This window comes from Atribacterota bacterium (genome assembly GCA_039638595.1).
In the GTDB taxonomy this organism is placed as follows: domain Bacteria; phylum Atribacterota; class Atribacteria; order Atribacterales; family Caldatribacteriaceae; genus Profundicultor; species Profundicultor thermophilus.
The window spans coordinates 1-24,924 of sequence record JBDIWM010000031.1 but is presented as its reverse complement, the minus strand read 5'-3'; the positions used below and the strand labels follow the sequence as shown (position 1 = coordinate 24,924).

The 24,924-nt window shown below is 45.7% G+C and carries 23 protein-coding genes, 2 pseudogenes and 1 riboswitch; of the genes and pseudogenes, 4 read left to right on the top strand and 21 right to left on the bottom strand.

Annotated features, from left to right (window positions below):
- The 18 genes from ABDK92_07990 to ABDK92_07905 all read right to left on the bottom strand — a co-directional run.
- Nucleotides 1-964, bottom strand: a 964-nt coding sequence (locus ABDK92_07990; protein MEN3186554.1) for a sugar ABC transporter ATP-binding protein, incomplete at its 3' end; no start/stop codon positions are given.
- On the bottom strand, nucleotides 958-1,725 hold the full coding sequence (locus tag ABDK92_07985; GenBank protein ID MEN3186553.1) for a glucose 1-dehydrogenase: 768 nt from the start codon (nucleotides 1,723-1,725) through the stop codon (nucleotides 958-960). The genes ABDK92_07990 and ABDK92_07985, both read right to left, overlap by 7 nt.
- Nucleotides 1,726-1,776: 51 nt before the next feature.
- Entirely contained in the window at nucleotides 1,777-2,910 is a 1,134-nt protein-coding gene (locus tag ABDK92_07980; protein ID MEN3186552.1) for a sugar ABC transporter substrate-binding protein, read from the bottom strand.
- Between the two features lie 70 nt (nucleotides 2,911-2,980).
- The gene (locus ABDK92_07975) at nucleotides 2,981-3,727 is read right to left on the bottom strand and encodes a GntR family transcriptional regulator (protein MEN3186551.1); all 747 of its coding nucleotides are present in this window, start codon (nucleotides 3,725-3,727) and stop codon (nucleotides 2,981-2,983) included.
- 147 nt (nucleotides 3,728-3,874) lie between these two features.
- On the bottom strand, nucleotides 3,875-4,807 hold the full coding sequence (locus ABDK92_07970) for an ABC transporter permease (GenBank protein ID MEN3186550.1): 933 nt from the start codon (nucleotides 4,805-4,807) through the stop codon (nucleotides 3,875-3,877).
- A gap of 15 nt (nucleotides 4,808-4,822) precedes the next feature.
- Complete coding sequence (locus tag ABDK92_07965; GenBank protein ID MEN3186549.1) at nucleotides 4,823-6,322, bottom strand: sugar ABC transporter ATP-binding protein; 1,500 nt, start codon at nucleotides 6,320-6,322, stop codon at nucleotides 4,823-4,825.
- A 56-nt stretch (nucleotides 6,323-6,378) separates the two neighbouring features.
- The gene (locus ABDK92_07960) at nucleotides 6,379-7,422 is read right to left on the bottom strand and encodes an ABC transporter substrate-binding protein (protein MEN3186548.1); all 1,044 of its coding nucleotides are present in this window, start codon (nucleotides 7,420-7,422) and stop codon (nucleotides 6,379-6,381) included.
- Between the two features lie 99 nt (nucleotides 7,423-7,521).
- Nucleotides 7,522-8,496 (bottom strand): ABC transporter permease, encoded by a 975-nt coding sequence (locus ABDK92_07955; GenBank protein ID MEN3186547.1) that lies wholly within the window; start codon nucleotides 8,494-8,496, stop codon nucleotides 7,522-7,524.
- A 21-nt stretch (nucleotides 8,497-8,517) separates the two neighbouring features.
- On the bottom strand, nucleotides 8,518-9,690 hold the full coding sequence (locus ABDK92_07950) for a Gfo/Idh/MocA family oxidoreductase (GenBank protein ID MEN3186546.1): 1,173 nt from the start codon (nucleotides 9,688-9,690) through the stop codon (nucleotides 8,518-8,520).
- 19 nt (nucleotides 9,691-9,709) lie between these two features.
- Nucleotides 9,710-10,108: a cupin domain-containing protein gene (locus tag ABDK92_07945; GenBank protein ID MEN3186545.1), complete on the bottom strand. Its 399-nt coding sequence runs from the start codon at nucleotides 10,106-10,108 to the stop codon at nucleotides 9,710-9,712.
- 72 nt (nucleotides 10,109-10,180) lie between these two features.
- On the bottom strand, nucleotides 10,181-11,242 hold the full coding sequence (locus ABDK92_07940; protein ID MEN3186544.1) for an alcohol dehydrogenase catalytic domain-containing protein: 1,062 nt from the start codon (nucleotides 11,240-11,242) through the stop codon (nucleotides 10,181-10,183).
- Between the two features lie 13 nt (nucleotides 11,243-11,255).
- On the bottom strand, nucleotides 11,256-12,563 hold the full coding sequence (locus tag ABDK92_07935) for a hypothetical protein (GenBank protein MEN3186543.1): 1,308 nt from the start codon (nucleotides 12,561-12,563) through the stop codon (nucleotides 11,256-11,258).
- Nucleotides 12,564-12,575: 12 nt separating this feature from the next.
- Nucleotides 12,576-13,559 (bottom strand): sugar phosphate isomerase/epimerase, encoded by a 984-nt coding sequence (locus ABDK92_07930; GenBank protein MEN3186542.1) that lies wholly within the window; start codon nucleotides 13,557-13,559, stop codon nucleotides 12,576-12,578.
- A gap of 6 nt (nucleotides 13,560-13,565) precedes the next feature.
- Complete coding sequence (locus ABDK92_07925) at nucleotides 13,566-15,002, bottom strand: NAD-dependent succinate-semialdehyde dehydrogenase (protein ID MEN3186541.1); 1,437 nt, start codon at nucleotides 15,000-15,002, stop codon at nucleotides 13,566-13,568.
- A gap of 2 nt (nucleotides 15,003-15,004) precedes the next feature.
- Nucleotides 15,005-16,507, bottom strand: a complete 1,503-nt coding sequence (locus tag ABDK92_07920; protein MEN3186540.1) for an FGGY family carbohydrate kinase — start codon at nucleotides 16,505-16,507, stop codon at nucleotides 15,005-15,007.
- Between the two features lie 3 nt (nucleotides 16,508-16,510).
- The gene (locus tag ABDK92_07915; GenBank protein ID MEN3186539.1) at nucleotides 16,511-16,891 is read right to left on the bottom strand and encodes a cupin domain-containing protein; all 381 of its coding nucleotides are present in this window, start codon (nucleotides 16,889-16,891) and stop codon (nucleotides 16,511-16,513) included.
- Nucleotides 16,892-16,906: 15 nt separating this feature from the next.
- Nucleotides 16,907-17,650 (bottom strand): GntR family transcriptional regulator, encoded by a 744-nt coding sequence (locus tag ABDK92_07910; protein MEN3186538.1) that lies wholly within the window; start codon nucleotides 17,648-17,650, stop codon nucleotides 16,907-16,909.
- Between the two features lie 350 nt (nucleotides 17,651-18,000).
- Nucleotides 18,001-19,317, bottom strand: coding sequence for a hypothetical protein (locus tag ABDK92_07905; GenBank protein MEN3186537.1), 1,317 nt, complete (start codon nucleotides 19,315-19,317; stop codon nucleotides 18,001-18,003).
- A gap of 151 nt (nucleotides 19,318-19,468) precedes the next feature.
- Nucleotides 19,469-19,554: riboswitch (cyclic di-GMP riboswitch) on the top strand.
- A 59-nt stretch (nucleotides 19,555-19,613) separates the two neighbouring features.
- Between ABDK92_07905 and ABDK92_07900 the strand changes: the two are divergent.
- The 4 genes and pseudogenes from ABDK92_07900 (at nucleotide 19,614) to ABDK92_07885 (ending at nucleotide 22,217) form a co-directional block, all read left to right on the top strand.
- A pseudogene (locus tag ABDK92_07900) lies at nucleotides 19,614-19,943 on the top strand (cache domain-containing protein).
- A 71-nt stretch (nucleotides 19,944-20,014) separates the two neighbouring features.
- Nucleotides 20,015-20,140 (top strand): annotated as a pseudogene (locus ABDK92_07895) (cache domain-containing protein).
- 48 nt (nucleotides 20,141-20,188) lie between these two features.
- Entirely contained in the window at nucleotides 20,189-21,511 is a 1,323-nt protein-coding gene (locus ABDK92_07890; GenBank protein ID MEN3186536.1) for a HAMP domain-containing methyl-accepting chemotaxis protein, read from the top strand.
- A gap of 61 nt (nucleotides 21,512-21,572) precedes the next feature.
- Nucleotides 21,573-22,217 (top strand): bifunctional 4-hydroxy-2-oxoglutarate aldolase/2-dehydro-3-deoxy-phosphogluconate aldolase, encoded by a 645-nt coding sequence (locus tag ABDK92_07885; protein MEN3186535.1) that lies wholly within the window; start codon nucleotides 21,573-21,575, stop codon nucleotides 22,215-22,217.
- 30 nt (nucleotides 22,218-22,247) lie between these two features.
- Here the strand turns inward: ABDK92_07885 and ABDK92_07880 are convergent, their stop codons facing one another.
- From ABDK92_07880 to ABDK92_07870, 3 genes are all read right to left on the bottom strand, one after another.
- Nucleotides 22,248-22,718, bottom strand: a complete 471-nt coding sequence (locus ABDK92_07880) for a thermonuclease family protein (GenBank protein ID MEN3186534.1) — start codon at nucleotides 22,716-22,718, stop codon at nucleotides 22,248-22,250.
- Nucleotides 22,719-23,657: a phosphoglycerate dehydrogenase gene (locus tag ABDK92_07875; GenBank protein ID MEN3186533.1), complete on the bottom strand. Its 939-nt coding sequence runs from the start codon at nucleotides 23,655-23,657 to the stop codon at nucleotides 22,719-22,721.
- A gap of 312 nt (nucleotides 23,658-23,969) precedes the next feature.
- Nucleotides 23,970-24,854, bottom strand: coding sequence for a DMT family transporter (locus tag ABDK92_07870; protein MEN3186532.1), 885 nt, complete (start codon nucleotides 24,852-24,854; stop codon nucleotides 23,970-23,972).
- Nucleotides 24,855-24,924 lie beyond the last annotated feature (70 nt).

Below are 24,924 nucleotides of genomic sequence, written 5' to 3'. Positions count from 1 at the left end.
CCTTCCCTTCTAAAAAAACTTTACCCGTATGTCTGCGAAGACCAAACAATCCTTCCGCGAAGGTGGTACGCCCCGAACCCACCAGTCCAAAAATCACCAATATTTCCCCCCGTGCAATCTCTAAGCTCACATCTCTCACAAAGTTATCGACTGAAAAACTCTGCAAAACCAGAACCGGAACGACTTTCTCTTTTTGCACAATACTCTCTACTCCTGCTTGTTCTCCCCAAGCCTTTCCAGTCATATGAATAACAATGTCTCTCTCGGTTAACTCTTTACCCGGAGCGGTGATCACCTTTCGCCCATCCCTTAGCACTGTGATACGATCTGCAAGCGCCAGAGCCTCGCTAATTTTGTGAGAAATAAAAATAACGGCTTTATTTTCTTCCTTGATCCCAAAGAGTAATTCAAACAATTGAGTGATTTCTTTTTCACCCAGAGCCGAGGTTGGCTCATCCAATAGAAAAACCCGTACCTGTGGTTTAGCAATAGCTTTAATAATTTCCACAATCTGCTGCTCAGCCACACTCAGCTCTTTCACCGTCGCCTGAGGATCAATTTTAAGGTTGAAACGTCGTAAAAGTTCTTCAGCTTCCTTCTTCAAAAGCTTCCAATCGATTCCCAGACCTTTCCTCTGCCACCGTCCTAAAAAAATATTTTCGGCGACGCTTAAATAAGGAACCAACGAAAGCTCTTGCTGTACCAAAGCTATACCTGCGGATATGGCATCCCGAGGAGTTCTAAAATCAACTTTTTTCCCTCCAATAATAATCTCGCCGCGATCTTTTCTGATAATGCCACTGAGAATTTTCATCAAGGTGGATTTTCCGGCTCCGTTTTCCCCAAGTACAGCATGAATTTCTCCGGGAAAAACCTCCAAACTTACCTCATCCAGGGCCTTTACCCCAGGAAATTCTTTGCAGATACCCTGTAATATCAGCAAAGACTCTCCCCTTCCTACCATGCAGTATAACCTCCATCCACGCTCAGCACAGCCCCTGTAGCATAGGACACCACATCCGAAGCAAGAAAAAGAATGGCTGCGGCGATTTCCAAAGGTGTTCCCAATCGATTGAGCGGTCTACCGCTTTCCAATTCTCGTCGCACCGCGATCGGGTTACGTTCTCTCGACAGGGCCTTCTCTACCAACGGAGTAAAGGTTGTACCAGGACAAACGCAGCTAACCCTTATCCCATACGGGGCAAGATCCACTGCACAGCTTTTGGTAATAGAGATAACCGCTGCCTTAGACAGATTGTAAATAATCTGATTTCGAATACCCACAATCCCGGCTTCAGAAGCCACATTAATAATAACTCCATAATTCCTTTCCTTCATGGCAAGTGCAGCATATTTGCTACACAAAAGAACTCCCTTGACGTTCACCGAAACCACCCGAGAAAAATCATCCTCTGAAAAAGAAAACACGTCGCCTTTTCGGTAAATACCAGCATTGTTAATGAGAACATCGATCTGACCAATTTTTTCCACTACAGAGTGAATTCCCGATTTCACTTCTGTTTCTGAAGAAACGTCAACTTTCAAAAACATTGCAGAACCACCCGAAGAAACGATTCTTTCCAAAACACTTTTTCCATTCTCTTCGTCGAGGTCAAGCAAAACCACAAAAGCACCTTCTTGAGCAAAAAGAAAAGCGGTTTCCGCCCCAATTCCCAAAGAAGCTCCGGTAACGATCACCACTTTATCTCTCAATCTCAGGTCCATTTTAAAAACCCCCATACAAGAAGGGCAGGCTTCAGCCTGCCCCCTTCAAGACTACTTTCCTTTTTCAGTGTATGCTTTTTTGATCATCTCCCAGTCAGTAGGCTCAAGCACCGGATTAGGATAAAACATATCCGCATTACCCTGCCACTCAATTCGTGGTCTAATATCCACAAATTGTGGAACCATATCCTTGAGTCCTAAAGCAAGCATCACCGCATAACGTGTTCCATACCAACCCCACTCAGGAAATCCATGCCAGGTCTCAGCAATCAATCTTCCTTCACGAATTCTTTCAACCGATTCAGGAGTTCCATCGTTCGTAAAAACTTTAATTTCTTTCCTGCCCAGTCGTTCACAGGTTAACATTGCCCCCAGACCCATTTCGTTCGAAGCTGCCCAAATAAAATCAAGGCTACCCTGAGGATTGGCAGACAAAATATCCTCGCTTACTTTAATAGCCTTTTCCCGGTTCCAGTCTGCAGGAAGAGTGGTCACAATTTTAACTCCCGGGAACTGGTCAATGACCGAATGGAAACCACGCAGCCTGGCTGTCGAAAAGAACCCACCCGCGATGCCTTCTATGATTGCTCCGGTGACTTTAATTTTGTCCTTAAGCCTTTCAATCGTTTCGGGAGTGTATAAATCCTGCCAGAACCTGAGATCCAGGAAAGCATCCACCGGAACGTCAACCTTTTCTCCCTCGCCCAGGATACCAGGACCTCCAAAGTAGTCAACGACCGCGTAAGCAGAAACTGTTCCCGCCACAGTGTTGTCGAAACCAATATAGCAATCGATATCCAGACCCTCAATCGGTTCAAGCAGGTTGACTACAATTACCGGTATACCTGCTTCTTTAGCTTTCCGCAAAGCTGGTTTCACTACTTCTACTTCGATAGGAGAAATAGCGATAACGTTTACTCTACGCTGAATAAAATCTTCAATGATGGAAATTTGATCTGCAAAGGCAGTATGCGAAGCTGGAGCTCTGGTTACGATACTCACTGGAATCCCATTACTGCGAGCCTCTTCCGCCGCCTTTTCGAAGAAATCGGTAGCAGTTTTAAAAACTCCGGTGATATCTGGAGGCGTCCATCCAATAACAACTTGGGGCATCTTCTCCTGTGCACTGGTAAAAACTACACTTAAAACTAGCACTACTAAAACAACAATCCCCACCAACGCCATGCCTTTTTTCACGTCCTTCATCTCCTTTCTGAAATTTCACAAAAATCACCATCCCAAAAATGAGATTCCTTTACAGCCCCCCCATCACCTCCACTTTCACCCTTCCCTTGTCTCCTCGAAAGCGAGACTGGAAGAAGTCCATTGGTATACCCCCTTCCGTGAAAGTGATGTTCTCCATAAGTAAGATAGGAGCTCCAACCTTTATCCCCAAAAAGGAAGCATCAACCTCATCGGCAACCATAGCTTCGAGTGCTATCTCTGCTCTGTGTGGTTTTAATCCGTACTTTTCAGAAAGCAAGTGATAGAGGGAACGATCGGACAGATCTTCCTTCAAAAGCTCAGGACAGAGACGATAGGGAATATGGTTTTGTACCCTCACCACGGGTTCATCTTCCACAAAACGAAGCCGCTCCAGAAAAATAATCTGATCCTGAGGGTCAAGGTTTAAAAAACGAGCAATTTTTTTTCCAGCTTCACGGATTTCCCGACGTAAAACTTTGGTTTTAACCGTTAAACCATGCTGTGCCATATCATCATAAAAGGTGACAAACCGCTGAATAAATCCATAATTAATCTTGGGTTTAGAAACGTAAGTTCCTCTTCCCTTTTCTCGAACCAAAAAGCCTTCATACACCAGGTCCTTAATGGCCTGCCTTACAGTGGGTCTACTGATTCCATATCGCTCGGAAAGTTCTCTTTCCGAAGGAAGTAAATCCCCAGCCTGAAAAGAACCATCTTCAATTTGTTCCTTAATCATCTCCTTCAACTGATAATAAAGAGGAATGGGAACTCTACGGTTCAATTGCCTTTCTGCCACACTCACGCCCCCTTACGCCCTAAGGCAACACGTTATAAGGTATTATTGTATTTACCAGAAATCAGGAAAAATTAAACCACATTTTTCCTTCCCTGTCAACGATTATTCTCATCAACCTGCGCAATAGATATTGCTCAGAACAGGAAGTTATTCTTTTTCCCTGTAAAACGCAACGACCACGATAACAATAACCCCTTTGATAATCCACTGCCAGAAGCCCTGCACATTCATCAAGTTCAAGATATTATTGATGAGAGAGATGATGAGCACCCCGGCAATGGTACCAATAATACCCCCCTTGCCCCCAGCAAAAGTTGTACCCCCCATGAGCACAGCAGTAATCGATTCAAGTTCCATGCCCTGACCAATAAGTGGATCTCCTATTCCCAGACGACTGGCAATAAAAAGTCCAGTCAAAGCCGCCATACCACCGCTAAGAATATAAACCATCATAATAGTCTTGAAGAGGTTGACACCGCTGAGGCGCGCTACCTCTCTGTTCCCCCCCACTGCATAAATATGGAGTCCCAGAGAAGTTTTTTGCAAGAGAAACAAAAATGTAACGATGACCAAAATCCAGAAAATGAGCGCGAAAGGAACCATTCCAATCTGACCATTAGCAAAAAACATGAAACCCCTGGTTACCCCCCCTACCGGTTTTTTGGTATAAAGAAGAACCAAGCCCTGAAGGAAAGCCGACATGGCCAGGGTAGAAATGAAAGGAGGGACACGGAGTTGAGTAATTAAAAGTCCGTTCGCAACTCCTACTCCAATGCCCAGAGCCAGAATAAAAAGAACGATAGGAACCACCAGATGGGGATTCCCAATCATGATGCCCGAAGTGAGACAGGCAGCAAGGCTTACCAGAGAACCAACCGAAAGGTCAATTCCAGCCGACAAAATAGCTATGGTCTGCCCTATACTCAAAAGACCATACGCCACCGCCTGACGAAAAAGGTTGAAAATATTGTAAGAAGTCCGAAATTGGGGAGAAAGAAAGGAAGAAAGAATAATAAATCCAATCAAAAGCCCATAAATGGCGATTACATTTCGATATCGTTGCACAAGAGAAATTTGCATAGTTATCACCTTCGTTCAAGCTTTTGAAAGCCCAGCCGCATGAACCATAATCTCTTCTTCAGTCAACTGTTCCACGGAAGTAAATTCTTGAACAATCTTCCCCTGGTGCATAACATAAATCCGGTCACTTAAACCAATAACCTCGGGAAGCTCTGAAGAAATCATCAAAATTCCATTTCCCCGATCTGCTAATTCCCGCATAATTTGATAAATCTCAGCCTTAGCACCCACATCGATTCCCCGAGTTGGTTCGTCAAAAATGATAAGTTGAGGTTCAGTTGCCAACCACTTCGCCAGAACCACCTTCTGCTGATTCCCACCACTTAAAAATTTAACCCGTTGCTTCAAAGAGGGGGTTTTGATACGCAATACGTCCACCAGACGTTGAACAACATTATCCACAACCCGATCGTCGATAAATAGGATTTTTTTAAACTTATCAATAACAGGCAAAACCGAGTTTTCTCTTAAGGAAAGATCCAGACACAAACCCTCCTCTTTTCGATCCTCTGGGACATAACTAATTCCGTGAATGATTGCTTTCCGACAAGACGTCAAATGAAGGACTTTCCCGTTGACCACGATGTTCCCCTGGTAGTGCGGATAAATACCAAAAATAGTTTTGGCTAACTCGGTTCTCCCCGAACCAACCAGGCCAAAAAGGCCCACAATTTCTCCTCTGTGCACTTTTAAATTGATTTCCTTTAAAAGAGGGGGACAGGAAAGTTCTCTTAATTCCAGAACAGCTTCCCCCTTCTCTCTACCTCGAGGAGGGAAGGTTTCAGAGAAAGAACGTCCCACCATCAGTTTTACCAGTTTCATCTCGTCGAGTTCTTGCACTGGATAAGTACCCATACACTTCCCGTCTTTAAGCACAGTCACTGAATCAGCAATTTTAAAAATCTCTTCCAGACGGTGCGAAATATAAATAACCGTTACTCCTCTCCCCTTCAAAGAGGCAATAATCTGAAATAGCTTTCCCACCTCGTGTTCTCCCAGAGAAGCAGTAGGCTCGTCCATGATAACCACATCGGCATTCACCGAAAGAGCTTTGGCGATCTCCACCTGTTGTTGCTGCGCAACACCCAGCTCTCTCACCAGAGCATAAGGAGAGATCTCCGCCCCCAGTTGCGCTAACAGAGTCTGTGCTTCTTGAACCATCGCCTGATAATTTAAAAAAGGGCCTTTTCCAAACTTTTCCCTTCCCAGAAAAATATTCTGTACCACACTTAAATCTGGCAAAAGATTGAATTCCTGGTAAATGATACTAATACCAAGGTCTCTTGCCTGCTGTGTGTTCTGAATCACAACCTGCTTCCCTTTGAGATGAATACGGCCCTCATCTGGCTGCAAAGCTCCGGCTAGAATCTTCATAAGAGTCGATTTCCCAGCCCCGTTCTCTCCCACCAGGGCATGCACTTCACCTTTTTTGACCGAGAAACTTACTTTATCGAGAGCCACAACTCCAGGAAAGTTTTTGGTTACATTCTCAATCCTCAATATCTCCTGATCCATACTACTACTCCTCCTTTCTGCCTGGGCCCAAAGACCCAGGCAGAAATATCCCATCCTTAGCGCTTCGGAAGCCACTCTTCGGGCAAACGGCTATCCATGAAAAATTCATCCGGAAGATCCATTCTCACGTACTTATCCAGATTCTCCTTGGTTATGATTACCCTCGGAACATCGACATAGCGTGGCACAGGAATACCGTTCAAAATATCGATGGCTTTTTGAACCGCTATTTGCCCCTGCCAGGTGGGAAAACTCACCGCAACTCCCTCAAAACCCATTTCTTTCCACATCTTAAGATAACGGTTCATATCCTCTCCAGTTACTGGAGGAATGGGTCTTCCTGCGTCTTGAAGCGCTTCTATCGCTCCGGAACCTTGCAAGGCACTGTCTGCCCAGACACCGTCAATTTGAGGATATTTCTGAATCATGGTCGCCATAACCTGTTTTCCAAGCACTGGTGACCATTCGCAGTACTGCTGTTCCAGAACTTCGATACCAGGATTGGCATTGAAAACATCCATTGCCCCCTTCAACCTATCTTCAGCCGGCCCTGCTCCAGCGATACCACTCAGCAGGACCAATTTGCCTTTGCCATTCAACTTCTCCACCAACCATTCTGCCATGACCTTGCCCATTTCGTAATTGCTTGACTCCACAAAAGTGACATATGCATCAGTGGTAACTTTTCGGTCCACAACCACCACCGGTACACCTTTCTCCATGGCCTTTTCCACTGCAGGATTCAAAGCTGCCTCGGTCGCCGGAGAGATAATCAAAAGGTCAATGCCCTTTGCCAGAAGGTCTTCTACGTCCGCCAACTGCTTGGCCGGGTTATCCTGAGCATCAGTATAGAGAAATTCTCCAATTTCAGGGTGTTTTGATATCTCGTACTCGACATGCTTGGCAAAAAACACCCGCCAGCTATTGGAAATCGAGGCATTACTGAAGCCGATCTTCCAAGGTGGAGGAGTAAAGTACATTTTGGTATCCACCAATTTCTTATCCGCATCTAAGTACTGGACCCAGTCTTTGGCCAAAGCCAAAGAACAAACACCAAGAACCATCAAACCTACCATCATCACTACAAGAACTTTCTTCATGCTTTCACCCCTTTCGGAAATATCCAATTACACATTCGATTTCCTTCTCAACATGTGAAAACACATGTCCCGGTTTCGATCACCCCCTTTTCTAACCAGTTAATCTAACCTCTCTCCCAGATAGGAATAAAATGCCACAGAGATTGCAATGATCAATCCTTTCACAATCTGCTGAAACTGGTAGGGAAGACCAGCCAAAAGTACCATATTAAAGACAATGGTCATAATGAGCACCCCAACTACTGTGCCCCCTATGCCCCCTTTGCCCCCAGCAAGAGATGTTCCACCTACAACCACTGCTGCAATGGCATCCAGTTCATATCCCCTTCCAGCCCAGTTATCTCCAAAGCCAAGATATCCCGCCAAAATCAGTCCTCCAAAGGCAGCAAACAGTCCTGACAGGACATAGGTGCTGAGCACCACATTGGCTACGTTAACACCTGAAAGTTGAGACGCTCGTCGATTAACACCTATGGCATAGATTTTCCGCCCATAAGCAGTTTTTCGAAGTATCAGCGCGAAACATCCCGAGAGGAGAAGAAATATGATTACCGAAGCCGGCAAAAATCCTATACCCCCTTTGCCTAAGAATCGCACAATAGAAGGAATACTCCCAAAAGGGGCACCCTTGGTATAAACAAACCGAATCCCCTGGAAAATAAGGGCTGTACCCAGCGTAACGATGAAAGGAGGTGCATTTCTTCTGGTAACGATAAGCCCATTAATTAGCCCAGCCAGAACCCCAATTCCAAGGCAGAAAGCAGTAACAGGTAAAACCAGGTGGTTTTGCCCCCTCATAAGGGCTGCAGCAAACACACAGCTTGTGGCCATGATAGAACCGATGGAAAGGTCAATACCCCCCACCAGGATTACCAAGGTCTGTCCAATACTGACAATACCAAGTGCAGAAGCCTGTTGAAGGACATTAAAGATATTTGCCGACCGGTAAAAAATAGGAGAAATAATTCCTGCAACGACAAAAAGCACCACGAGTACTATCGCAATACCGTATTGACTTACAAAACTCTGCCATTCTACACGAGCAACCGACGTCGATTTCATAAACCCACTCAAAACCGCTTTCCTCTCGCTCTGTTATTCCAAAACTTCTTTCACCCGTACTCTTCTTCCCTCGACAGCCGAAACAAGTGCTGCATCCAAAACCGCTTGACATTTCAGTCCATCATAGAAGTTTGGCTCTGGCTGACCACTGCCCTGGAGTGCCCGGAAGAAGTCAGCAAACTCATGAATAAAGGTATGTTCATAACCGATAATATGTCCTGGTGGCCACCAGGCCGAAATGTAAGGGTGCACTTCTTCAGTAACTAAAATTGTCTTGAATCCTTGATTACCCATTTCATCCCGGCGAGAGAAGTACTGTAATTCGTTCATCCTCTCAAAATTAAATATGAGGCTCCCTTCGCTTCCATAAATTTCAAAGTAGTTATAATTCTTTCTTCCTGGAGCAAAACGCGTAGCTTCAAATGCACCAAGAGCCCCATTTTCAAAAGTGACAACAAAGAATGAAGCATCTTCCACATTGACTTCGCCCATCCCCTGACCGCTCCGAGCGGTCAACATGGTACTTAATTCTTGTTCCTCAGCCGGAAGTTTCCTGTGCTTAATGAATTGAGCTGTCATACCCATGACGCTTTCAATATCTCCTACCAGATATCGGGCAAGGTCCACCATATGGGAGTTCAAATCACCATGGGGCCCAGAACCGGCAACTTCCTTACGGAGCTTCCAAATCAGCGGGAATTCCGGATCGACGATCCAATCCTGGAGGTATGCAGCTCGAAAATGATAAATTTTTCCAATTTTTCCCTCTTCAATGAGTTTTTTGGCATAGGCAATGGCTGGAACGCGACGATAATTAAAGCCAACCATATGCTTTACTCCTGCTTTTTCCACTGCTTCAACCATTTTCTTCGCTTCTTTTACATTCATGGCTAAGGGTTTTTCACAGAAAATGTGTTTCTTGTTTTCTGCAGCAAGCACCGCAATGTCACAGTGGGTATTGGTGGAAGTACAGATGTCAATGACTTCGACATCGTCCCTCATGACTACTTTCTCCCAAGAAGTCTCGTATTCCTCCCATCCCCACTTTTCGGCAGCCTGTTTGAGGGGCTCAAGATGGCGGCCACATATGACCTTCCGTACCGGTAAAACATCAAGGTCAAAGAAAAAATTAAGGTCAAAGAGGGCATGACTGTGAGCTTTGCCCATAAACTTGTACCCAATCATGCCCACATTAATCGCTTTCATCGCCACCCCCTCCTCATTATTATTTTTTCTCAGGAACCAGAGCTTCGATAACGATGATCCGCAAATCAGTATCACCGATATTTCTGAAAGAGTGGTAACTCCCATTCTTGGTGAGGCACACATCACCTGGTTCCATAATGGTGGTTTCATCATCAACCGTCATTTCACCAATTCCCTCAACAACGTAATAAAGTTCCTCGTTTCCAATCTGTTCATGTCGGCCAATAGAAGTTCCCGGCGGGAGAGTCGTTTCGTGCATGAAGGAAATGGAACTGTCAAAATCATCCGGAAAGCCAGGAACACCTGGGAGTCTTGGTTCATACCCCAGAAGCTGCCGTACCCGGATTGTGCCTTCACCGCCATGGCACCGATCAACTGTTGTTTCGGGAACATTCTTCCTTCCTCTTTTAATTAACATCGAAAGCACCTCCTCCTGTACAGTGGTATTTACCTATTAACCATAGGATAACGTCTCCATTTTACCACAACCTTACAGTTTTTGCCAACCGGAAATCTCGGGCGAAATAAAAATTTTCAGTAATTCCCGATTTTCCTTTCCTTCCAAAAGAGCCTTTTTGAGGTCTTCCAGAGGGACTTTTAAAGAAAAAAGAGGGGTGGGATTGATTCTTCCAAACTGAAGGAGAGTAATGGCGTCTGGCCAATCGTTACCGACTCCGGCACAGGAACCCACCATGCTTCGTTCCCCCAAAACAAAGTCAAAAGGACGCAACCTCATGATGTCCTCTTCATTAGTAATGCCAAACGCTGCGAGTCTACCACCAGGCCTTGTCATGGCCAGAGCCATCTCGTAGGTTACCGAAGTCCCTACCGATTCAATGACAAAATCAGCTCCTCTTCCCCCGGTGAGGTCTTTAACCCTGGCAACTGGCGATTCGGAGTTGATATCCACCACATAATCCACGCCCATTTTCCTGGCTGCTTCCATTCTCCCCTTGTGTTTTCCCACCAGGATAACGGGCGCTGCCCCCTGGAGCTTGGCAACTTGAGTATGGAGGATACCCAGCGTGCCATCACCTAAAACAGCTACGCTACTTCCTAACCTGATGTTCATCGCTTTCGCTGCATGGATAGCACAGGAAATCGGCTCAACAAAAGCTCCCACCTCGTAACTGACATTATCAGGAAGTTTATGAACCTGTTGCGCTGGTGCTGTAACATACTCAGCAAAAGCTCCATCAATGTGGATACCAAGCTGGCGGAAATCCGGGCAGGTTAGCTTTTGCCCTCGGCTACAGTAAAAACATACTCCACAGCTTAAGTTAATATCAGCCGTAACCCGATCCCCCACCTGTACGGTGGAAACATCCCGACCCACTGCTACCACTTCCCCCGAAAATTCATGCCCTGGAATAAGAGGAAGACAGTCTTGAGAATACTTGCCAATGTAAATGCTATAGTCAGTACCACAAATACCACAGGCTTTTACTTTGATGAGCACTTCCGAAGGGCTTATCCTGGGAACCGGAACCTCTTGAATCTGTATCACCCCTGGTTTTTCCACCACCGCTGCTTTCATGGTTTCAGGAATCATTCTCTCCACCCCCCTAAACTCGAGGAACAATCGAAATGGCATCAAAGGGACAGATCACTGTACACATGGCACAGCTTGAACAGTATTTTTCATCAACAAAAGGCGCACCATCGTGCATCGAAATCGCTGGACAGTACGAAGCAGCACACTGACCACACTGCGTACATTTTGCCTCATCAATTTTTGCCCGGTAGTAGTAAAATTCAACCTCCATCGACGACTTCAAATACTTTAATCCCAGACCCCGGAAATCCTCGATTGAATGGTAACCACACTGCTTCATATACCCCTTTAGCCAATCATTACTCTTTCTGATAAACTCGATTCCATTCAAAACGATACCAGTCAGCGTCTGGCAGGCTTTCGCCCCCAGCATAATGGCTTCCACAATATGCTCGGGAGCGGTAATTCCACCTCCGGCAAAAGTATCAATACCCGGGATGTTTTTACTGATGAGCGCCGTAGCCTTATACATGCTAAAACGGAGCATCGGACCCCCAATATCAGACAGAATATTGGCCTGGTCACTCACCCCGGGATACTTGCCTCGACCCTCATTCCAAATGTCAGGGGGAGGAACCACAAAGTATTTGTGCGTGGTCACCACAAAGCGTGCCCCTACATTTCTGGCTTCTTCGGTAAGATACAACATCCGTGGGTAACCAACCTCTGGAGTCAATTTAAACCCAACTGGCAACGAAGTGGCGTTCACACATGCTTCCAAAACTGGCAAAAAGACTTCTGGGGCAGCTCCCATCATCATACCCCACTTTGCCTCAGGTGGCAGGTTTTTAGCGTCAAGATGGCACATCGCCCCCACTGGGCACCCAGTGTTCAGCTCAATAATATCCGGTTTTATGGCGTCAACCACCCTTTTGACCTGATCCGCCCACTTTACCGGATCCATATCATGGACCAGGACCTGAGCAATAACCGGGACATTTTCGGGAAGGGTGGGTCTCAGAGTATCCATGAGCTCCTTCGCCCAACTTACATAATTGAAAAGATTTTTCGCGGTATAAATATGGGCAATAACCTCCCGGTGCTGAGAATCAAGACCAACTTTCATCCATCTTCCCACATAGTTCTGAGAACCGAATAACGCTGGAAAGTCTAAATTCTTCTCAGCTTCAGTGGGTTCACCAGGAACCAAAGCCGGAATATAAATATAGCCAGCTCCTGCTTCCACGTATTTGGCGAACAACTCCGCCGCTTTTTTACCTGGAAACCAGGGTTTATCCAGATTATGAGGAGATACCCCAAAAGGGGTCCTCATGGTCACTCCTGCCAATTGCGTGGAAATGTCAACCATGTGCTCCATCGTCTTTCCTCCCTACTGGAACAAGATATCTTTTCTCCCCTCGTACGGGGCCTTAATGAGCAACGGCTTCAGAAAATCAATGGTTTTTGTTGCTCCATCATCTCGACTCATGGTTACATCTTCATGTTCATAACTCAAAACGTAGTCATACCCAACCAGAGCAAGCTCGGTAATCACTCTCTTCCAGGGAACCGAACCCCACCCAGGGATGCGGAAACGAAAACCTCGATCAATCCTCGTCCAGGGACCAGTAGGGATGAGGCCATCCCTCCTCACATTATGTTCCACAATTTCTCCATCCTTGGCATGAACGTGATAGATTTTATGCCCCACGGCTTGAACAAAATTGACCACATCAATACCCAGGTAAATAAGATTGGCGGGATCGAAGTTAAAGCCCCATGCCTTCTTATCCTTCATGAGTTCAAGACTCTTCTTAGCCGTGTATATGTCATAAACCAGCTCGTTAGGGTGTGGCTCATGGCCAAATTTAACCCCGTATTTTTCAAACTCATCCAGCACTTTACCCCAGCGTTCTACAAAATGTCCTTCCATTTCTTCCCATCCCTTGGAATAGGGCCAGGGGAAAAATCGGCCAAAATTTTCGCAACCGATAAACCCACAAACGACCGGGACCTCCAGAGCGCTGGCTGCCTGAGCAGTTTTTATCATCCGTTCGATTCCGAAACGAATCTTTTCTTCCGGCGTTCCGGCAAAAATGGCATCGGTATCCTTACCATGAGGTCCCAAAATTAATTGACCCTCAGGGTGGTTACTCAAAGCTGAAATGAATAGTCCCCGGTCATGCACTGCCTTTTTAATCCTTTTCACATATGAGGTATCCTGAATCACAAGGTCTACATCAAGATGGGGACTTTCCTTAAAAGCTGGAATCTCTACCGCTTCATATCCCCATCCCACAGCCCTGTCAAGGACTTTTTCCAGAGGTTCGTTCAAATAATTGGCTGTAAAGAAACCGATTTTCAATTTGGTCACCCCTTCCTAAACTTCTAGCTTAATATGTTTCCACTCCAGGTATTCATCTAAACCATGGACCCCAAGTTCTACCCCTATACCACTTTCCTTCCATCCTGGATATGGAGCGTACAGGCTATCAGGGTTGATATTATTGACGGCTACCGACCCAGACTCCAGTTTTTCAGCCACCAGGAACGCTTTTTTCATATCTGAGGTATAAAGATAACTCACAAGACCATATCGCGTGCTATTGGCTTTGAGGATGACTTCTTCAACATCTTTGAAAGTATCAATGGCTACAATTGGACCGAAGGGTTCTTCCACCATAATTTTCATGTCTTGAGATACATTGGCGATAACGGTGGGTTCAAAGAAAAAGCCTTTCTGCAATCGAGGTTCAGTCGGTCTTTTCCCCCCACAGATAACTCTACCACCTTTTGCCAAAGCATCATTTACAAACTCTTCCATCCGGCGCAAACCTGCTTCGTTCACCATGGGTCCCACATCAGGTGTAGGGGTATCAAAAGCACCTCCAAGGACCAGCTTCCGGGTCTGTTCCACAAACATGTTGAGGTAATCATCCTTAATGGCCTCTTCCACAAAGATTCGATTGACCGAGTTGCAAATCTGTCCCGCATTCCGGAACGATCGCTTCACCCCATCCTTGACCGCCCTGGATAAATCTGCATCCGCAAAAATGATGAAAGGAGAATGCCCACCCAGTTCCAGAATCAGCCTTTTTAGGGTTTTTGCCGAAGCTCGAATAAATTCTTTTCCAGTTTCAGTAGAACCGGTAAGCGCTACAAGCCTTACCAGGGGATTCGAAAAGATTTCTTCGCTGATTAAGGCATTATCACCATTAACCACATTCAAAACACCTTGAGGTAAACCAGCATCGTTACAAGCTTTTACAAAAGCTATGGTGGAAAGTGGTGTTTCTCGAGAGGGCTTTACAATGACCGTGCACCCTGAAGCTAAAGCAGGAGCCACCTTCCACGAGATGAGACTCACCGGATAATTCCAGGCCGCCACCGCAAAGACCACCCCTATTGGTTGGCGGATCGCGATGCTTCTTAGATTAGGAGCACTGGGTGGGGGTACTTCCCCCAGAATGTTTATCCCCAAGAAAGCATAGTATTCGAGACAATCGGCCGCACCCAGGACTTCCCTCTCCGCATCGGGCAAAGCTTTTCCCTGTTCCTGCGCTAAAAGTTTGGCAATTTCTTTATGGTTTTCCCGGACTAAAGCAGCCGATTTGAGAAGCAAGCGACTTCGCTCTATCGCCGGTTTCCTAGACCAGGATATAAAGGCTTGATGAGCTCCATCAATCGCCTTTTGGAGTTGCGCTCTTGTAACTTTTGAAACTGTAGCGAAAACTTCCCCCAAAGATGGGTCAACAACCTCGATAACGCCTTCCCCTTCCATCCACTCTCCATTAATAAAAGATTGATAATGAATCACCTCTATGCCCCCTCTCTGTATTTCCCAAAGGCCTCCTGGAAAAGTTCGTGAAACTCCTTAAACAGGGAATAATGTTTCTCGTAGATTTCCCGACAAGAAGAGTTTGGTGAAAAGCGCCGGCGAACTTTAAGCCACCTTTTTTCAAAGGAATCCACACTTTCTCCAGTGACTCCAGAAAAAGCGAGCATCGCCGCTCCCATAATTCCACCTTCGGACTCTTCCAAAGCAACGATCTCTTTACCATAGATATCTGCTTTTATCTGGCACCAGAGGTCACTTCTTGCTCCTCCTCCAATAGCATTCATTTGCCTAATTTCCCTCCCCCAGAGTTTTTCAATTTCCTCCAGACTCATTTTTAAATCAAAACTGACCCCTTCCATGACCGCCCGGGAAAAGTGACCTCGACGATGTGTGGGAAGAACCCCAAAGAAAACTCCCCTGGCCCAGGGAGAACCAAACAGTCTCTCCCCCAGAAGGTAAGGAAAAAACAGTAAACCCTCCGAACCTTCCTGTACTTTTCCAGCTTCTTCGTCAATCAAAGAATACGGCTGTAAACCCATTCCCGGGAAAGAATAGAGCGCTTCTCGCAACCAGTGGACACTTCCTCCACCGCTATCCAGGATGCCAAAGCTAATCCATCCTTCTATAGCGTGGTGGAGATTCATAAGTCGTGGAGTTAAAAGAGGAAACGGCGTATACACAGAAACATCGGCAGCCGTGCCGGTAACATCACAGGATTTTCCAAACTCAACCATACCTCCACCAAGAAGAAGGCAAAGCATGTCACCAGCACCACAGATTACCGGGATTTCAGCCGGTAACCCAAGTTCCAAGGCAACATCTTTCCGAATTTTACCAATCACCTGTGAAGAGGAGATAATTGGCGGGAGTTTTTCCCCATCGATACCAAGAAATGAAAGTAAATCCTGACCCCAGGACTTACCTTTCCAGGAAAAAACAAATGTGCCAGAAGCTTCAGAAAAGTCGGTATACCATTCTCCGGTTAAGCGATAGTTTAAATAATCCTTGGCTGTCAGAAAAACCCGCGTCCTTTGGTACACCTCGGGTAGATTGTCCCTAATCCAGCAGATTTTGGGGCCAATCCAATTAGGAATAAGAAGATTTGCCGTTTTTTCGATTTGTTCTTCCCAAGACATATCCCCCTTAAGTCTTGCGCATATTTCAGCCGAGCGTTTATCACACCAGATGGGCACTCTATCCATTAATACTTCTCCGTTATCTCCAAGAGGAATGGCGGCATGCATCTGGGCACTGATGCCCACAGCTACAATATCGAGGTCTAACCCAGATAAGAGCACTTCCCGAATGCATTGACATGAAGCGAGCCACCACTCTTCCGGGTCCTGTTCTGCCCACCCAGGCTTAGGAGAATAAAAATGGAGAGTCCTTCCTTTTATCCCCACAATTGTTCCACTTTCATCCACCAGAGCCGCTCGGACACTCTCTGTGCCAAGATCCAGAACCAGGACAACTCTTTGCTTCATTTGTCAATCCTTTTTTACCGTTATCCAGAAATAGCTCAGAGGAACGGGAAAGGGATTCTCTGCTCGATGAAAACCGGAAGGAACGTAAACCACATCCCCACTTTCGATTTCAAACCGTTCCTGACCAACTTCCATAACGCCTCTACCAGAAGTAATAAAATACACTTCCTCAAGCGGGGGGTGTTCATGGCCACGGGTACTACATCGGGGATAAATCACCGTATACCCCACGTTCAATCTTCCCGAAACAGAATCGCTTTCGGTAAGCAACATAATTGTGTCGCGAATAACGTTGTTTCCCAATACCTCCAGAGCTTCACCAAAAGTGTTCTTTCCCCGGTCAAGTTTACCCTGATAAAGGTTCACTTTTTTGTACCCAGCCAACGGAATAAACCTCCTTTATTTTTTTGGTCTCCCTTCGAGATATACTTTGTACTCGTATTTGTCGGCCCTGATTACCGAAACAACCATCTCCAAGGGAGTTCCATCTTCAAGGTACGTAACCCGTACAGTGTGAAAAAGGGGGACCTTCTCCGGTACCTGAAGGAGATCTGCCTCCAAGGGTCCACTAAGGTAGGCTTCGATTTTCTCCACCGCCTTATGCAATCTAAGGCCATACTCCTTCTCCAAAAGCTCATACAGACCCTTTTTGCGCAAAATTTCCTTTTTGGACTCCAAATCGGGAACCATTCTGGCTAAGAGATAATTGCTCATAAACGCTACTGGAACACCATTGGCAACCCTGGTTCGCTGCACAAGATAGACTTTTTCTCCTTTTTCCAAACCAAGTGCTGCTGTAACCTTGGAAGGGGCAGAAACGAGCTCTACAGTAAGGCTTCCGGTGCTGACTTCTATCCCCTTTTCTCGAAGGGTTTCGGTAAAAGAACTGATATAATTCAGGTTTTGAGCTGTTTTAGGCTCCTGAACAATGGTCCCTTTCCCTCTTTTTCGAAATACCAAGCCCTCCTTCTCTAATTCCCCCATGGCATTGCGAATGGTGGTACGGCTTGCCTGAAAACGTTCTTCCAGTTCTTCCTCTGATGGTAATACATCGCCAACTTGATAAACGCCGCTTTCAATTTCCTCTTTAAGTGCTCGATAAATCTTAAAATAGAGAGGAACCTCGGTCTCAGCCTTAGACATATCACATTTCCTCAACAAATAGTAGTTACTTATTAAATCAATTAATTACTACTTTTAATGATAAAATGTACCCGCTTTTTTGTCAAGAGAATATAATTAAAAGTTAGGATTAAGCCAATAAACTTCTACTCAGCAATACTATCTATCTTATACTGAATTCTCTGAAACAATAAGAACTTTAACGGGGTAAAAGGTTACTACTTTTGATAAGAAAAAATCCCTATACTACCAATATTTTTGAGGACAAATGAAGGATAAATAACAAACAGCAGGCTTTCCCTCAAAAGGTGAGCATGGAAGAGCGGACAAAAGTCCTGGGTGTTCCTCGACAATCACCCAGGACTTTGAGTTTAAAACTCCACCACTTCGATTTCCAGAATCCGAGCCATATTTTTCAATGCCACCCGGTGATGGCCCGGGAGAATCAGAATGTGGTGAGAAGGTAAGTTTTCCATGAGTCGATGACCATCAGGAACTCTGATAATGCCTCCATTCCGACAATCAGAGCCAGGATACTGGACATATCCCTCAAGGGTTCCCTCAATGACAAAGAGTTTTTCCAAAGTTGCATCAAGCTTAACCAGCGTAACCGGTCCCTCCAGAAAACGAGCATCGATAGCGTGAGCATTGTCGTCCACTATAGCAAGCACCTTCGGCTTCGCAACCCAACTTGCCGCAAAGGCAGGAGGCATGAGACCGAAATATCCGCAATGTGCAATGAGCAGGTGATTCTCGGGTTCCTCGACATCGGGAAACTTCTCAATCTTTTCATGTTTTAGGGCAGCTTTTCCCATGAGAAAAGGGTAAACATTACTCATCATAATCGGCTGGCGAAGCGCTCGATAAACAAGAAATTTGGTGATCAGAGTAAGAAGGTCCCCTTCACAGGCCCAGATGAGTTCTTTTTCCTCAAAAAGCATACACCAGGCGAGACAGGGCGTGGTATCAGAGTAGAAAGACTCATTCAAGCAATTCATCCCAGCCCCTTTGATAGTCGGGTCTTTTTCGATTTCTTCCTTAAGGGCGATATACACCTTGACCGCACTCAGAATCGCCCTTTCAGGGAGTCCCTCCACCCCTAAGTCCCAATTTTTCCAGACCTCCTTTGCCTGTCTATCGGGGATATTTTTTGCTTTTTCTCCCAGAAGCTTAAAGCTTCTCTTGAAAATCTGAATCCCGAATTTTTCCCGTATTCTTTCACTACATTCGTTTTCCCACCAGAAAAAACGCTTGAAAATGCTTGCCTGCATCCCTTCACCCGGGTTATCCTGAAAGAGAAGAAAGGAAACCTCCTTCATTTCTCTTCTGAGCGAAAGACTCCGGACAATACCCTTGGTCAGCTCAAGAGTGTAGGGAGCAAACACCTGCAGACCCTTACTCCTTAGATAACTGACGATTTCCCAATCCCACATATTCACCATCCCAAATTCGGACGTAGCAATAATAACGGGAATAGGAATGGCCTGAATTTCCTCCACTCTTCGATAGGCATCACCCAGAACCTGAGGAAAAAGCGCTGCATCCCCTTCAGGAATAACATCACCCAAGGGACGTGGTTCTACAATATCCGCTTCTTCTTGAAGGAGTTCTTTGAGGGTTTGAACCTGAGTAATGAATTCAGGGTCATCCCCTGACCGAAAATAAAGAGGGACGAGTTTTGCCTTCATAGCCTGACCTCCTTTATCTGCGATGATAGTTCTATTGTAACCTGTCACCAAATTTTGTATAGAGGAATCCCTGCACGAATTTTTTTAAGGACATCCCCAGAAAACCCTCAAGATTTTCACTTGACTGCCGATATATAATTGAGAACGACAGAAAATGAAAAGGCAAACTTCCCGAAAGGGAAGGACGCAAAGCCGACAGGCCTACAGTGTATCCACCAAGGTGGCTGGGTTGCCAAGTTTCTGTAAATTACTCCACTCTTGTCCAAAACAAACAGAATTGAGAAGGAGGAAGAAAAATGACAAGAAAGGTCGGCTTTCGTTCTCTTCAGGCTCGTCTCGTTTTTGTCATCATCGCAGGTGTTATTGCCTCAGCTCTGGTCATCAGCGTATTCAGCCTCTCTGCGTTGTACCAGGAAACATTGAACCAACGAAAGGCATCAGTCCAATATGTAGTCGAATCGGCAATTTCTCAGATCAATTCGCTCTATGAGCGAATCCAGAAAGAAACCAAAACCGAGGAAGAGGTAAAACAGGAAGCCCTTTTCATCCTTCGCCACCTCCGTTATGAAGGAGATAACTACGTCTGGATTAACGACCTCAGTCCCACAATGGTCATGCACCCCTTCAAAACAGAAATGGAAGGCCAGGACCTTGTAAACTACAAGGACCCTAAGGGGAAAAAAAGTTATTTGTGGAAATGGTCCGGGTATGTCAGGAAAAAGGAGAGGGATACGTCGATTACGTCTGGCCCAAACCAGGCAGTGACCAACCAGTTCCTAAGGTTTCTTATGTCAAACTCTTTAAACCCTGGGGGTGGATTATTGGTTCCGGTGTCTATATCGACGACGTATACACCCAATTTAGAAACACGATGTTCAAGATAATCCTGGCAACCATCATTGTAGCCGTTATTCTCACCATCGTATCCTTCTTGCAAAGTAGAGCCATTGCTCAACCCATCCACGTTGTTGCAAATCAGGCTGAAGGTATCTCGCGGGGTAACCTCGACATGGAAGTTAAGATCGTAGAGACCAAGGATGAAATTGGAAAACTCACCGGTTCTTTTAAAACAATGCTCGAAAATCTCAGGGAAATCGTCATTAATATCACCAATACTTCCCATGAACTTTTTTCTTCCAGCGAAAATCTTTCCTATTCCATTGAGGAAGTCGCCAAAGCCACCGAAGAAATTGCTCAAACCATTGCTCAGGTCGCTCAGGGATCCACTCGCCAGAGCGAAGAATTGAATGCCATCGATGAAGAGGTCAAAAGTATCGCCCAGCGTGCGGACCGACTACTGGAAGCCAATGAACGAAATCTCCAGGCGGTGCGTGCTATCCAAGAACATATGCAGAAAAATACCGAAGCGCTTTCGGTAATTGAAAAAACTTTAGAAAAAACGTTCGAAGAATCAAAGAACGATAAAAAAGAAGCCGAAAAAGGAAAACACTCTTTAGAAATCCTGGGAGAAAATATCGGCACGATTTCTCAGGTTGCTCAGGAAGTCGCCCAGGCTATCGACGCACTCAACACTCGTTCCAAAGAGATTGGCAAAATTGTCGACCTCATCACTGGCATCGCTGAACAAACCAATCTTTTGGCCCTCAACGCAGCCATTGAAGCTGCCAGAGCCGGCGAAGCTGGACGCGGTTTTGCCGTAGTGGCTGAAGAAGTACGAAAATTGGCCGAAAACTCAGCCCAGGCTGCTGACCAGATTGCTCACCTCATCGAAGAAATTCAGAAAGATATGACCCAGACCTCAGCTAGCATGAACCGAGCTCAGGCTCAGGTGGAAAAAGGAGTAACACAACAAAAAGAGGTCAATCAGAATTTTGAAGCAATCATTACCTCAGTAGACCGAACCCTCCACGAGATTACGCTCCTTTACCGGGAATTGCGAGAGGCACAGGAAGTTCTTCAAAAAACAGCCCAGGAAACCGGAGGAATCGCCAAATCGTCTCAGGAAAATACCGAAATCCTTGGTGAGATTGTGCAGGCGCTCAAGAATATCGCCGATAAAATCGTTTCCACCGCTTCCGTTGCCGAAGAAAATGCCGCCGCTAGCGAAGAAGTCTCAGCTTCAGCCGAGGAGCAGAACGCTTCTCTTCAGGAGATCAATGGTGCCAGTGTCTCATTGCGCAAAATTGCCGAAACACTCACGGGCCTCACTCGGAAGTTTACAGTTTCAGAATGAAATCTTGACAATCACCACAAGAAAAACTATGGTTTTTCTCAAAAAGGAGGAATCACAGTCAATGAATTTTACCAATCGATGGGAAGTCGTCAATTTCATTGTCGAGAAGAGAATCATCGCCATCATTCGTGCCCAGAATTCTACCTCGCTTCTGAAAGTGGTCGAAGCCCTCAGAGAAGGTGGCATAGAATGCATCGAAGTGACCATGACCACCCCTGGAGCTTTGAAAATCCTGGAGGCAGTACGAAGTAAAATGGAGGGAGTGCTTTTTGGGGCAGGAACCGTCCTTGACCCTGAGACCGCTCGCCTCTGTATTTTAAGTGGTGCTCAGTTTCTGGTAACGCCTTCGCTCAGCTTTGCTACCATTGAGGTCGCACACCGCTATGACATACCCATCATCCCCGGCGCCCTCACCCCTTCAGAAATTCTTGGTGCTTGGGAAAAGGGTGCTGAAGTGGTGAAGGTTTTCCCTGCCTCTTCTTTAGGGCCTCAGTATATTAAAGAACTCAAAGGGCCTTTTCCCCACATCAAACTCTGTCCTACTGGCGGTATTACCCTGGACAACCTCCGTTCCTTTTTACAGGCAGGGGCAGTCTGTGTGGGAGTTGGTGGGTCCCTGGTCCAATCTCGACTTATTCAGGAAGAAAAATGGGAAGAGCTTACAAATCTTGCCCGAGCCTTTCGGCAGGCCTCTTGCGGAGAATAAAAGATTGAGCCCCCTTTGCTCAAAGGGGGCTCAATCTTTCGCCCAGAGCCCAAGTTGTCGCCGACGCGCTTCTTTTTCTAACGCTCGGAATCGCTCGGTGTATTTCACGTTGGGGGGAAATGTCGCCACTCGAGCATACCCATTTGCCACCAGCCATTCATTCACCATCAAACCGTCCACATAGACATAGGCGAGCAATCGACCATAACGATCCCGCTTCTGGACATCAAATTCCAAAGTAACCCTTTTTCCTCCCACGAGTTTTCGATTAGCACGGTAGGCTTCCTCGGCATAGTACTCGGTCTTGCCTCGAGAAGAACGTAACTCAGGTGTATCTACACCAATATACCGTACTTTTTCGCCACTGGCAAGTTTAATCGTATCTCCATCGATAACTTCTACGACGACATATGTCCCTCCCCCACGCTGAGAAAGTGCGTAGAAAATAAAGAAAAGAAGGACAATAAAAAGATACCGCCATAAACTGTACTTTACCTTCACCTATACCACCCGATACAATGGCTCTTTCCCCTCAAGGACATGAACCACATTCAAAGCAGCGATTTTCCCCATCTTTACATTCGCCTCTTTCGTGTGTGCGGAAACATGAGGGGTAACCAAAACATTTGGAAGAGTCAAAAGAGGACTTTCAAAAGGTGGCTCAAAACTGAGTACATCCAATCCCACTCCGGCGATACGTTCTTCCTTTAAGAAACGATACAACACCTCTTCATCAACCAGTTCACCCCGTGCCGTATTAATCAGAAAAGCATCCTTCTTCATTAAGGAAAGAAGCCTTTCGTTCACCAGGTGTTTGGTTTGCGAAGAGAGGGGAAGATGAAGCGTGACAAAGTCGGAAAGGCGAAAGAGTTCTTCCAAATCAACCTTGGTAAAATCTGGATCTTCCACAAAGGGGTCAAAATAAATCACCTTCATCCCAAATCCCAACGCTCTTTTTGCCACTCCTTTACCAATTCTCCCTAAACCAACAATACCTAAGGTTTTCCCTTCAAGCTCGCTCCCCAGCAAAGGCGCACTCCATTTCTTGTTCCGCACTTGCTCTAAAAGCAACTTCATATGTCGTGCACAGGAAAGGATAAAAAGAAAAGCCATATCGGCCACGGATTCGGAATTGGTCCCTGGAGCATTGGCTACCACTACACCTCTTTTTCGAGCTCCTTCAAGGTCAATGTTATCCACTCCGATACCATGCTTCGAAACCACTCTGAGATTAGGACACGAGGAGAGCACCTTCTCCCCAATGCGATCCACCCCCACAATAACTGCTTCGGCACCTCCAATGAGACTTGCAACTACGGACTCATTTTCTGGTTCAGGGTTACTTTTAAAAGTAACCGATAACCCTGCTTTTTCCAGAATCTCTAAGGGTTCAAAAGAAGCACGACTAAAAGAACGAGCTAAAACAACAACCTCGGGCATTTTTCTTACACCTCCCAATCTCACCCCCTCCTTTTTTCAGCCTTTCACATTCAAATTTTTAAGAACGAAAATTCAAAATCGTATCAATAATAGCATTAAATCAAGTGCATAAAAAGTACAAGGATATACAAAGATATGCTGATAGAATCGACTCTCGGGAAAAACGCGATTCTCCTCATTATGGATGAAATCAGGATTGGTGAATGTAACTTCAGGTGTTGTCAGTTTCCGGCACAAATCGATAGCATATCGTTTTCAACAGGATACGGAGAAAACGACAAAGTGGGACGAGAAGCTTTGAAACGGGCTGGATTACAGCAGAGAAGGCCTATGTTGGGATAACCACAAACCCAGGCTTATCAGAAACATTCCCAGAAAAAATTGCCAGTGTAACGGTTCACGAAAAAATATCCAGGCACCAACTACGCCCACGACCTGAGTGAGATACTGATATGATGAAGTTCGAGCTGCCCCTATTTCTTTAAGACCCTTCATCCAGATTAAATACGACACCAAAGAGGAGAGCACGGTACCGTATAGGAGAACCAGAATAAGAGTCATGTGAAAATTACCTTCATCGATGCGGGAAAGGTCTCGAAAACAGATGGGAAACATGGTCACAAGGCCTAAAAGGATACTCCAGGTACCACTTTTGAGGGGGGAGTATTTCAGCACGGCTTTTTTACCAAAATACGAATAGAGCCCCCAGCATAAGGCGGCGATGAAGGTGAGAGAATCTCCCAAAAATATACCGGAGGAAAAGCGCAATGCACCTTGAGGAAGAACCAGAAACACGACCCCCAGAAAACTTAAACAAACACCCAAGAGGTTAATCCCCCTCACCAATTCTTCTTTACGGAAAAAGGTTATAAGCGAAACGACCATCGGAGAAATTGAAAGGATTAAAGCCGAATGGGAAGCAAGACTCAACTTCAATCCATAGCTCCAGAGAGGCTGATAGACCCCAAATCCCAAGGTGCCAAGAAAGAAGAAATATGGGACATCACGCCAGGATACCCAGGGATTTTTTTCTAAAAGCAGAAGAACCACAAACATCAAAAAACCACTCAGTGCAAAACGAAGAAAAGCAAAAGCAAGTGGGCCTAAAGTTAGAACTCCCACCTTCATAACACTGAAATTCAATCCCCAGATCAGAGAAACAAGAGAAAGCCACAGATGCGTTTTAGAGATATTCATAAAAAGAGGTTATAAATGCAAGTCAAGGGGCTAACAGACCTACGTAGCCCCTTTTGAAAAAACACTTACT